Origin of the sequence: Pseudomonas sp. NPDC090208, from assembly GCF_044746785.1 — a bacterium.
Classification (GTDB): Bacteria; Pseudomonadota; Gammaproteobacteria; order Pseudomonadales; family Pseudomonadaceae; genus Aquipseudomonas.
Genome location: NZ_JBIVCU010000013.1, coordinates 72,000 through 83,606, shown reverse-complemented (window position 1 = coordinate 83,606; position 11,607 = coordinate 72,000). Strand labels below are relative to the sequence as shown.

The 11,607-nt window shown below is 61.4% G+C and carries 9 protein-coding genes; 7 read left to right on the top strand and 2 right to left on the bottom strand.

The window, feature by feature from the left end; all coding sequences use genetic code 11:
* Nucleotides 1-39: 39 nt before the first annotated feature.
* Entirely contained in the window at nt 40-888 is an 849-nt protein-coding gene (gene nadC, locus ACIPL0_RS21115) for a carboxylating nicotinate-nucleotide diphosphorylase (protein ID WP_400596360.1), read from the bottom strand.
* 370 nt (nt 889-1,258) lie between these two features.
* Here nadC and ACIPL0_RS21110 point away from each other — a divergent pair, with 370 nt between their 5' ends.
* From ACIPL0_RS21110 to ACIPL0_RS21085, 6 genes are all read left to right on the top strand, one after another.
* Nucleotides 1,259-3,499, top strand: a complete 2,241-nt coding sequence (locus ACIPL0_RS21110; RefSeq protein ID WP_400596358.1) for a DUF1631 domain-containing protein — start codon at nt 1,259-1,261, stop codon at nt 3,497-3,499.
* Nucleotides 3,500-3,686: 187 nt separating this feature from the next.
* A complete protein-coding gene (gene ampD / locus ACIPL0_RS21105; RefSeq protein ID WP_400596356.1) occupies nt 3,687-4,235 on the top strand; it encodes a 1,6-anhydro-N-acetylmuramyl-L-alanine amidase AmpD in 549 nt (182 codons plus the stop codon).
* A gap of 15 nt (nt 4,236-4,250) precedes the next feature.
* Nucleotides 4,251-5,087 (top strand): regulatory signaling modulator protein AmpE, encoded by an 837-nt coding sequence (gene ampE / locus ACIPL0_RS21100; RefSeq protein WP_400596354.1) that lies wholly within the window; start codon nt 4,251-4,253, stop codon nt 5,085-5,087.
* Nucleotides 5,088-5,275: 188 nt separating this feature from the next.
* Complete coding sequence (gene surE, locus ACIPL0_RS21095; RefSeq protein WP_400596352.1) at nt 5,276-6,049, top strand: 5'/3'-nucleotidase SurE; 774 nt, start codon at nt 5,276-5,278, stop codon at nt 6,047-6,049.
* Nucleotides 6,050-6,379: 330 nt separating this feature from the next.
* Nucleotides 6,380-7,795 carry a putrescine-ornithine antiporter gene (gene potE, locus ACIPL0_RS21090; RefSeq protein ID WP_400596350.1) on the top strand — a complete coding sequence of 472 codons (1,416 nt, stop codon included), beginning with the start codon at nt 6,380-6,382 and terminating at the stop codon, nt 7,793-7,795.
* Complete coding sequence (locus tag ACIPL0_RS21085) at nt 7,792-10,077, top strand: Orn/Lys/Arg decarboxylase N-terminal domain-containing protein (RefSeq protein ID WP_400596348.1); 2,286 nt, start codon at nt 7,792-7,794, stop codon at nt 10,075-10,077. Before potE ends, ACIPL0_RS21085 begins: the two co-directional genes overlap by 4 nt.
* Nucleotides 10,078-10,251: 174 nt before the next feature.
* On the opposite strand, the gene ACIPL0_RS21080 is transcribed toward ACIPL0_RS21085, so the two are convergent.
* Nucleotides 10,252-10,524: a hypothetical protein gene (locus ACIPL0_RS21080; protein ID WP_400596346.1), complete on the bottom strand. Its 273-nt coding sequence runs from the start codon at nt 10,522-10,524 to the stop codon at nt 10,252-10,254.
* 140 nt (nt 10,525-10,664) lie between these two features.
* On the opposite strand from ACIPL0_RS21080, the gene ACIPL0_RS21075 reads away from it, so the two are divergent.
* Nucleotides 10,665-11,528, top strand: coding sequence for a LysR family transcriptional regulator (locus ACIPL0_RS21075; protein ID WP_400596344.1), 864 nt, complete (start codon nt 10,665-10,667; stop codon nt 11,526-11,528).
* Nucleotides 11,529-11,607: the final 79 nt, after the last annotated feature.

Here is an 11,607-nt window from a genome sequence, read left to right as displayed (position 1 = left end):
TGCATGTTCACCGTCGGCGGGCCGGGCTGTGTATGCGGTTCAGATACTCAGACGCATCGACAGATCCACCGCTTTTACGTCCTTGGTCAGCGTGCCGATGGAGATGTAGTCCACGCCGGTTTCGGCGATGGTGCGCAAGGTCGCGTCGGTGACGCCGCCACTGGCTTCGAGCTTGGCGCGGCCAGCGGTGAGGCGCACGGCTTCACGCATGTCATCGAGGCTGAGTTCGTCGAGCATGATGATGTCGGCACCGGCGACCAGGGCCTGATTCAGTTCATCGAGGCTTTCGACTTCGATCTCTACCGGTTTGCCCGGTGCGATCTTGCGCGCGGCATTGATGGCCTCGGCGATGCCGCCGCAGGCTGCGATGTGGTTTTCCTTGATCAGGAAGGCGTCGAACAGACCGATGCGATGGTTGTGGCAGCCGCCGCAGGTGACCGCGTATTTCTGCGCCAGGCGCAGGCCGGGCAGGGTTTTGCGGGTGTCGAGCAATTTGACCTGGGTGTCGGCGACCATGTCGGCGTAATGCTGCGCGCGGGTGGCCACGCCAGACAGCATCTGCAGGAAGTTCAGCGCGCTGCGTTCACCGGTCAGCAGCGAGCGGGCCGGGCCTTCGAGGTGGAACAGCGGCTGGTTGGGTTTGACCCGTTCGCCGTCAGCGACCTGCCAATGCACGGCAACGCGCTGGTCCAGTTGGCGGAAGACGCTGTCGACCCAGGCGGTGCCGGCGATCACGGCGGCATCGCGGGTAATCACCGTGGCCTTGGCCAGACGTTCGGCCGGGATCAACTGCGCGGTGATGTCGCCACTGCCGACGTCCTCAAGCAACGCACGGCGTACGTTGGCTTCGATTTCTGCGGTCAGCGCGGCGAGACGTAAATTCGGCATATCGGGCTCCACTCACTAAGTGCCGCGAGTATAAGGCAGTCAGCCGTACCAACCCACCGACATTCCCTCACCCATTCGGATGTTTCCGTTGCACTTTGTCGGTTTTTTTACCTCTCGTGCGACAGATTGCGATTTTCGTGGTCTATGCCTGCACGGGCAGCCTTGGCCGGTCCTACGCTTGAGAGAGTCAGAGAACTCGCTGGCGGGCCGACAGCTTTTGCAAGATAATACGCCTTGTATTTGACGTCATAGATTTGACGTTTGCCGTAGTACCTCCCAGGGACAAAATCGAGATTCGCTCAAACGAGGGTGATCCCCTCGTTTGCGTTCATGTTGTGGCTGTTGTGTCGATGGTTGAAAGGAGTCCTTGATGCAGAACGACAGTAAGGTGGTGCCGTTGGGCAAGGGTGGGCCGGATATTCCGGGGCCGTCGCCTGTCGCTCGGCTGCCCGTCGTTCTGCTGCAGGTGCGTGACAAGGCCGCCCAGCAACTCAAGGAAAGCCTGCAAACCCTGTTCGATAACGCCGACGACACGCTGTTCGAAATGGCCGACCGGGCGCGCAACAATGCCGAACAGAACATCTTCTTCGAAGCCATGCGCGACCTGCGCCTGAAGCGCAAAAGCATCGAGCGCAACTTCCTCGACAAATTCTTTGAATCCTTCCTGCGCCTGGGCCAATACGAAATCGCCGAGCCGATCCTTCCGGAGCCGGTGTCCTTCGACAAACTGGCGCTGGTCCACAACGATGACCTGGAGCGCACGGTGGCGGTCGACGCCATGGTGACCAAGGTCATGAACCGTGATGGCGTAGCCCTGAGCCAACTGACCACGCGCCTGAATGAGTTGATTCCTCAGCCCTTGAGCGACGAAACCAACCCGCTCGGGCCGACACTGCTGTGCGACTTTTTCCTTCTGGCCGGTCGCAGTCTCGGAGTCGAGATCAAGGTCAAGCTGATCATCCTCAAGCTGTTTGAAAAATACGCCCTGAGCAACGCCGACCAGCTGTACGAAGAAGCCAACCAGTTGCTGATTTCGGCGGGCGTGCTGCCGGATTTGAAGGTGGTGCCATCGCGCCGCTCCACTGACCGGGCGTCCTCGTCAGCCACCAGCAAGGAAGAGCAGCGCGCCGAAAATGCGGCGTTGGTGCAGGCTGCGGAGAAGCTCGACAAGAGCGTGCAGGAAGTCTTCGGTGCCCTGCAGGAATTGCTGGTGCATGTGCGCGGCAATCTGACCCCGCGTCCTGACAATGTCACCGAGGCGCGGCCGATTTCCAGCCAGGACCTGCTGCGCCTGCTCTCGCATTTGCAGCAATACGTGCCGCGTGCCGAGTCGCCGGAAGATTTCGACCTGCGCGCCCAGCTGGAACAACTGATCAGTCGCGTCAGCGTGCGTAGCGGCAAATTCCGCGTCGTCGGCACCGTCGACGAAGACGTGATCAACCTGATTTCGATGCTGTTCGAATTCATCCTTGATGACCGCAACCTGCCGGGTTCGCTGCGTGCGTTGATTGGCCGCCTGCAGATTCCGATGCTCAAGGTCGCGGTGATCGACAAGAGTTTCTTCAGTCGCGGCAGCCATCCGGCGCGGCGCCTGCTCAACGAGATAGCCTCGGCGGCGTTGGGCTGGGGCGGGCGTGACGACATGCAGCGCGACTCGCTGTACACCCGCATCGACCAGATCGTGCAGCGCCTGTTGCATGACTTCGTCGATGACCCGGCGATCTTCACCGAGCTGCTGGTGGACTTCCTCGCGTTCACCAGCGACGAGCGTCGCCGCAGCGAACTGCTCGAACAGCGTACCCGCGATGCCGAAGAAGGCCGCGCACTGGCCGAGCTGGCGCGCCAGCGGGTGCAGCAGGCGCTGAATGACCGGCTGCTGGGCAAGACCCTGCCGGAAGTGGTGGTGCGCCTGTTGCAGGAAGCCTGGAGCAAGGTGTTGCTGCTGACTTGTCTCAAGCACGGCGAAGCGTCGGCGGAGTGGCAGTCTGGCTTGCAGGCGATGGACGACCTGATCTGGAGCGTCGAACCCCACGAAGAGCCGGAAGCCCGCCAGCGTCTGCTGGAAGTGGTGCCGGGGCTGCTCAAGTCCCTGCGTGAAGGCCTGAGCAGCGCGGCGTTCGATCCGTTCGCCACCAGTGAATTCTTCAGCCAGTTGGAAGCCTTGCATGTGCAGGCGTTCAACAACGTCACCCGCGCGCCGGAAAGCGCCGCCGAGACAGTCGCCGAGTTGTTCGGCGAAGGCCCGTCGATGATGGCGGTGGTCGAGGAAATCGTCCTGGTGGCGCCGGGCGAGCAAGTCATCAGCGAGCCGGCGCTGCACCTGCCAGAGAACGACGAAGGTTTGCTGCAGGTCGACAAATTGCGTCTGGGCAGTTGGGTCGAGTTGCAGGAGGACGAAGAACACAAGTTGCGTTGCAAGCTGGCGGCCATCGTTCAGCCGAGCGGGCGCTACGTGTTCGTCAACCGCACCGGCATGAAGGTGCTGGAAAAGACCCGCATGGGCCTGGCTGTGGAGTTCCGTCGCGGCACCGTTCGCGTGCTGGACGATGCGCTGCTGTTCGATCGCGCGCTGGAGTCGGTGCTGGGCAATCTGCGCAAGCTCAAGGGTTGACCCTGGCGGTTCTGGTTGGGCCCCTCTGTGGGAGCGAATTTATTCGCGATGCGGCGGTACATTCAATCAATCTCTATCGGCCACACCGGCCCCTCGCGAATGAATTCGCTCCCACAAGGGCGAGATAGGCACTCTGGTCCATCAGGGGCATACTGACTGGCGTCGATTCACCGTAAGGAGCTTCACCATGCAACTGGACCCTGCCACCGGCTGGTGCCAAGGCGCGCACCATTGCCCCTCGCCCAATTTCAATTCCCGTCCCGCCGCTGAAATCTCGCTGCTGGTGATTCACAACATCAGCCTGCCGCCCGCGCAGTTCAAGACCGGCAAGGTGCAGGAGTTCTTCCAGAATCGCCTGAACATCAGCGAACACCCCTACTTTGAAGGCATTGCCCAACTGACCGTGTCCGCGCATTTTTTGATCGAACGTGATGGCGCGCTGACCCAGTTCGTCTCCTGTCTGGATCGCGCCTGGCATGCCGGCGTTTCGTTGTTCGACGGTCGGGAAAATTGCAACGATTTCTCCATCGGCATCGAGCTGGAAGGCACCGACAGCCAGCCGTTCGAGGACGCGCAATATGACGCGCTGATCGCGCTGACCCGGCAGATCCAGTCCGCTTGGCCGGCCATCACCACGCAACGGATCACCGGTCACAGCGACATCGCGCCGGGGCGCAAGACCGATCCGGGGCCACACTTTGACTGGGAGCGTTTTCGTGCCGGTTTGCAGGTTTGATTCAAGGAGTTGTTCATGAGTTTTCTGGTGTTGCTGCTGGCCGTGTGGATCGAGAAGTTTTCCGCCCTGCGTCAGCGTGTTCAGCATGATGCGCCGTGGCTGAACCAGCTGTGGCGGATGGAATCGAACCCGCGCACGGCCAAGCGGCCGTGGTGGATTCTGGCGATGACCATCCTCTTGCCGTTGTTGGTTCTGGCGCTGGTGCTGGTGATCGTCGGGTCCGTGGCCTACGGCTGGCTGGCCCTGCCGATTCACCTGCTGGTGCTGATCTACAGCCTCGGTCGCGGTGATATCAAAGCCAATCTGGGTTCGTTCCGCGACGCCTGCCGGCGTGGCGATCAGGAAGCGGCGGTGCTGGTGGCCGAACGCGATCTGGGGATCAAGGCCGAGAACGAAGAGCAACTGCTCGGCGGCGCGCAGACGTATTTGCTGTGGCAGGTCTATCAGAGTTTCTTCGCCGTGATCTTCTGGTATTTCGTGCTCGGGCCGGTGGCGGCGCTGGCCTATCGCTTGCTGGCGCTGGCCTCCGAGCGCGGCAAGACGCCCGCGCTGATCGAGCGCGCCACGCAGCTGCGCCATGCCTTCGACTGGGTACCTGTGCGCCTGTTGGCGGCCAGTTTTGCTCTGGTCGGCAATTTCGTCGCAGTCAGCCGGGTGATGCTCGGTGAGCTGCTCAACTGGAACATCAGCGCGACCAGCCTGATCACCCGTGCCGGCTGTGTCGCCGGTGAGGTGCCTGCGCCGGTTGTCGGTGCCGAAGGCGTCAACAGCCTCGACGTGCTGTGGGAATTGCTGATCCGCGCGGCGATCGTCTGGTATGCCGGGTTTGCCTTGTGGACGTTGTTTATCTGATGCCCGATAACATCATGTAGGAGCGTGGCTTGTCCCGCGACCGGCGGGGAGCCCGTCGTAAACCCTGCGCATGCGGTCTGTCTGTTAGCGGTTTTACGACTGCTTCGCAGCCGGTCGCGGGACAAGCCGCGCTCCTACAGGTCCGCGACAACATTCATCACTGTTTTTACCTGCCCTAGGAGAACCCCATGTCCGCCCCGCGAATCGAGAGAATCCTGATCACCAACGACGACGGCATCGACGCCCCGGGGCTGGAAGTCCTCGAAGCGGTGGCCCGTGAATTGGCCGACGAGGTGTGGATTGTCGCGCCAGCGCAGGATCAAAGCGGCATTTCCCATGCGCTGAGTCTTCACCATCCGTTACGGGTCAAGGAATTGGGCGAGCGGCGTTTTTCGGTGTCCGGCACGCCTGCTGATTGCGTTGCCATCGGCCTGCGCCAGTTGATGGACAAACCACCGCAACTGCTGCTGTCCGGGGTCAACAAGGGCGCCAACCTCGGCGTTGAGACCATGTTCTCCGGCACCGTTGGCGCGGCGATGGCGGGCCTGTTGCTGGGCGTGCCGTCGATTGCCCTGAGCCAGTTTTTTACCCGCCGCGACGCGGTGAAGTGGGGCACGGCGCGGGCGCTGGCGCCGGATGTGATTCGCCGGGTGATCGGCATGGAGTGGGCGGCAGATGTGTGTCTGAACATCAACTTCCCGGACGTCGAACCGGAGCAGGCCGGGCCGCTGCAGATCACCCGTCAGGGCATCGGGCGCATGGATGGCCTGAACATCCATCAGCGTACCGACATGCGCGAGCAGGGCTATTCGTGGCTGAGCATCGATCGTCATGAGCGTCCTGATTACGACGACAGCGAAACGTACGTGGTGACCCACGGCGGGGTTTCGGTGACGCCGCTGCGCTTCGAGCGGACCGATCTGGATGTGATGGCCCGGATGAAAGCCACACTGGCGGATTGAGCGCTCGTCCCGTCTTTCACCCCCGGATTTCTCTTTTGTAGGAGCCGGCTTGCTGGCGAACCGGTCAGCCAATACCGATGTGACTGACCTGACCCGTTCGCCAGCAAGCCGGCTCCTACAATGGGTGGCGATCTTGAGGGGCGCTACATAAACAACCCGTTCGAATATGTTTTAAAACAATCCTCCCGCTCTTGTTGAATGCCTCGCTACTTGTTTTGCAGTGAATGAAAGTGGCTTTTGGCTAGCAAGCTGAATGGTCAAACTTTCTTGCTTAGTGAGAAAGTTTTGCTATAGCTAAACGCACTCACTTCATGCAAATGAGGCAACGGAATGTCAGTCGCGAAGAAAATGAGCGTGGGGCAACTGACGATGTTGACGGCCGTCAACATGTTGGGTTCCGGCATTGTGTTGTTGCCGACCAAACTCGCCGAAGTCGGCGGAATTTCCATCCTTTCCTGGCTGATCACCGCCACCGGCTCACTGGCGCTGGCCTACGCTTTCGCCCGTTGCGGCATGCTCAGTCGCAAGACCGGCGGCATGGGCGGGTATGCCGAATATACCTTCGGCAAATCCGGCAACTACATCACCAATTACACCTATGGCCTGTCGTTATTGATTGCCAATGTGGCGATCAGTATTACCGCCGTCGGTTATATCCAGACCCTGTTCGATATAAAACTGGGCGCCCTGCAAGTAGGCCTGGCAACCATTGCGCTGTTGTGGATTACCACGTTCGCCAACTTCGGCGGCGCGAGTATTACCGGCAAGATCGGCGCGGTGACGGTGTGGGGCGTGATTGCACCCGTGGTACTGGTCTCGACCATCGGCTGGTTCTGGTTCGACAGCAACGTTTATGCGACGGGCTGGAACCCCCACGACAAGAGCTGGTACGACGCCGCGGGCGCATCGGTCGCCATCACGCTGTGGGCATTCCTTGGCCTGGAATCGGCCTGCGCCAACGGCGATGCCGTGGAAAACCCGGAGAAGAACGTGCCGATTGCGGTGCTCGGCGGCACGCTGGGCGCAGCGATGATCTACATCGTCTCGACCAACGTCATCGCCGGCATCGTCGACAACGCCGAACTGGTGGCCTCTACCGCGCCGTTCGGGCTGGTCTTCGCGAAGATGTTCAATCCCATGATCGGCAGCATCGTCATGGGCCTGATGGTGCTGGCCTGCATCGGCTCGCTGCTGGGCTGGCAGTTCACCGTGGCGCAGGTGTTCAAGAGTTCGGCGGACACGGGTTACTTTCTGCCGATCTTCGCCAAGGCCAACAAGCATGGCGTGCCGATCATCAGCATGCTGATCCTGCTGGCGATGCAGACGGCCATGGCGCTGCTGACCATCAGCCCGGATCTGTCCAAGCAGTTCGACACCCTGGTCAATCTGGCGGTGGTCACCAATCTGGTGCCGTACATCCTGTCCATGGCGACGCTGATGACGTTGCAGAAAGTCTCCAACGTGCCGCCGGACAAGGCCCTCATCACCAACATCGTCGCGTACATCGCCGCGGCCTACAGCTACCTGGCGCTGTACAGCTCCGGCGCCCAGGCACTGATGCTCGGCGGCGTGGCGACCATCGTCGGCTACACGCTGTTCGGCTTCGTCAACACCCGGCTGATCCGGCTGGAGGCGCTCAACAACAGCGTGCCGACCCAGACCGTGGCGGCGCAGCACCTGCGCGGTGAGGCGGTGCCGGTGAACGACCTGACCATGACTGCCCTGCCTGTGGAGGCTCGACCATGACGGAATACAGACACCTGCTCGGCATGCTGGCATTGCTGGTCTGCAATCAGCCCAACAAACGCAGCGTGTTCGGCCGCGCGCTGGTGCAACTGATCAGCGATGTGGAAGAGCGTTCCATCAGCGTGCTGACCTCGGAAAGCCTGAGCGACGCCAAGTCGATTCTCAGCTCCGACCCGGCCGTGCAATGCGTCTTGCTCAGTTGGGAAATGGACACCAGCAACGACCATCAGGCCTGCATCGATCTGCTGACCACGCTGCGCGAGCGCAACACCCGGGTACCGGTGTTTCTGATCAGCGACCGCAGCACGGCGTCCAACGTGCCGTTGATCGTCATGCAGCATGCCGACGACTTCATCTGGCTGCCGGAAGACACCAGCCGCTTTCTCAGCGGTCGGATTCTGGCGGCCATCGAGCGCTATCGCCAGGCGGTGCTGCCGCCGATGTTCGGTGCGCTGCTCAAGTTCGCCCGCAGCTACGAATACTCCTGGCACACGCCGGGCCATGCCGGCGGCACGGCGTTTCTCAAGAGCACGGCGGGGCGCGCGTTCTATGAGTTTTTCGGGGAGAACCTGCTGCGCTCCGACCTGTCGATTTCCGTCGGCGAACTGGGCTCGTTGCTCGATCACAGCGGGCCTATCGGCCAGGGCGAACGCTATGCGGCCAAGGTGTTCGGCGCCCATCGCACGTACTACGTGACCAACGGCTCGTCGATGTCCAACCGTGTCATCCTCATGGCCAGTGTCACCCGCGATCAGATCGCCCTGTGCGACCGCAACTGCCACAAGTCCGCCGAGCATGCGATGACCCTGTCCGGGGCGATTCCGACCTATCTGGTGCCGACCCGCAACCGCTTCGGCATCATCGGCCCGATCCTGCCGCAGACCCTCAGCGCCGAAGGCGTCAGAACCGCGATTGCCAACAACCCGCTGGTACACAGCGGCATCGACCCGACGCCGGTTCACGCCATCATCACCAACTCCACCTATGACGGCCTGACCTACAACGTCACTCGGGTCGAAGAGCTGCTGGGGCAGAGCGTCGACCGTCTGCATTTCGACGAGGCCTGGTACGGCTACGCGCGCTTCAATCCGTTGTACAAGAACCGGTTCGCCATGCACGGCAGCCCGGACGATCACGACGCGTCGAAGCCGACGGTGTTCGCCACCCAGTCCACTCACAAACTGCTGGCGGCGTTGTCCCAGGCGTCGATGATTCATGTGCGCAACGGGCGCAATCCGATTCCCCATGGACGCTTCAACGAGTCGTTCATGATGCACGCCTCGACCTCGCCAAATTACGCGATCATGGCTTCGTGCGACGTCAGCTCGGCGATGATGGAGGCACCGAGCGGGCAGATTCTGACCAATGAATCCATCGAGGAAGCCATCGCATTCCGTCAGGTGATTTCGCGCATGCAGAGTGAAATGTCGCGGCATGACGACTGGTTTTTCTCCTGCTGGCAGCCGCCGACAGTGCAGGTCGGTGGGCTGGCGGTGCCGTTTCATGAAGTCGATCTGGTGGAGCTCAAGCGCAATCCCGATTGCTGGGTGCTGCACCCGAACGAGGTCTGGCATGGCTTCGGCAACATCGAAGACGGCTACTGCATGCTCGACCCGATCAAGGTGTCGATCCTCAGCCCCGGCATGGGCGACGACGGGCAATTGCTCGACTTCGGCATTCCGGCGTGCGTGCTCAGTGCATACCTGGGGCGGCAGGGCATCGTGGTGGAAAAAACCACCGACTTCACCATCCTCTTTCTGTTCTCCATCGGCATCACCAAAGGCAAATGGGGCACGCTGGTCAACGCCTTGCTCGACTTCAAGCGCGACTACGACAACAACCTCGAACTGGAAATGTGCCTGCCTGAACTGCTCGCGGCCAACCAGTTGCGTTACGCCGGCATGGGCCTGAAGGATCTGGCCCAGGAAATCTTCGCCGCCATGAAAAAGACCCGCACCACCGCCGCCATGGCGCAGGCGTTCGGCATGCTGCCCAAGGCAGAGTTCAGTCCGGTGGAGGCTTACGAAAAACTGGTCAGGAACGAGGTCGAGCAGGTCACCCTGGAAGCGTCCGCAGGGCGCATTGCCGCCACCGGCATCGTGCCGTATCCGCCAGGCATTCCGTTGTTGATGCCGGGCGAGCACATCGGATCGGCCGAAGGGCCGGTGCTGGCGTATCTCAAGGCGTTGGAGAGCTTCGATCGCTCGTTCCCCGGCTTCACCCATGACACCCACGGCATCGAGAACGAGGCGGGGGTCTATCGGTTGTTGGTGTTGAGATAAAGGCGTATCTCCGCGATCCCTGTAGGAGCTGGCTTGTCCTACGATCGGCTGCGAAGCAGTCGTAAAACCGGTGAATGCGGTGAATCAGACAAAACGCATGCACAGGATTTACGACGGGTGCCCCGCCGGTCGCAGGACAAGCCAGCTCCTGCAGGGGGTGGGTTTGCTGTCGAATCAATTGCTCTGCAATTTCTGCAACGCTTGTTGCGTCAGTGCCACGCACTCCCGCGCGCCGTCGTCGTTGTGTCGCGCCAGCGCCGATTCGGCGCGATGCACGGTGGTGTCGACATCGCTTTTCACCGCATCGCTGAGGTCGGCACGGGCGACTTTGGCATCGCGGATCTTGCTCAGGTTTATCTGACACATGTTGTTGTCGTCGTTGGCAGACGCCGCGAAGGGCAGGGCGAATGCGGTCAGGAGCAGGCCGGTGAGCAGCGCGTGTTTCATGGTGTGTTCCACAAAAGAAGTCAGTAAGCGACTCGCACCCCGTGCGAGCCTGCCATATGAGACAGCAGATTTCGGATTTATGCACGAAGGCTGCGCTACCATGGCCCGGCTTTCATGATGCTGGATGCCGAGCCGCGCCAATGGACATTGACCTCGCCCGTACTTTTCTCGAAATCGTTCGCCAGGGCAGCCTGATGGCCGCCGCCGAAAAGCTGCACGTCACCCAGACCGCGATCACCGCGCGGGTGCAGAAACTGGAAAGCCATCTGGACTGCAAGCTGTTCATCCGCAACCGCACCGGCGCGCGCCTGACGGCCGATGGCGAAGCGTTTGTGGTCTACGCCAACCAACTGGTGCAGACCTGGGACGCGGCCAGGCGCAACGTGCCATTGCCGGGCGGCTATCACCACGTGCTGCACGTCGGCGCTGAAATGAGCCTGTGCAACCCGCTGTTGCTCGGCTGGGTGCGCGAGATCCGCCAGTCCATCGCCGATTACGCCGTGCATGCCGAGGTCAAGGAAGGCGTGACCTTGATCAAGGATGTCGAAAGCGGCGTGCTGGATGCGGCGCTGGTTTATCAGGCTGATTACTGGCCCGGCCTGCAGGTCGAAGAGGTGCTCGAAGAAAAGTTGATTCTGGTGCGTGTGGTCGAGCGTCCCGAACCCTACGTGTACATCGACTGGGGGCCGGCGTTTCGTCAGCAACACGACGCGGCGATGCCGGAAAAATCCAAGGCAGCGGTGGCATTCAACCTCGGGCCACTGGCTTTGCAGTATCTGCTCGACAATGGTGGCTCTGGCTACTTCCGGACTCGCGTGGTGCAATCCTATCTGGATCGCGGTGTGCTCGAACGGGTGCCGTTGGCGCCGGAGTTCAGCTATCCGACCTACCTGGTCTACTCACGCAACAACCACTCGGCGGCCTTGCCGAAAGCCTTCGCCTTGCTGCGCGAACTGGCCGCGCGCGAGGGCGACTGGTCGCAGCGCTGGGAGCCGCCGATCTGATCTCAAGGTGGCTGGCTTTCCGCTGCCCCTTGTAGGAGCTGGCTTGTCGCCGGTCCCTGTAGGAGCTGGCTTGCCCTGC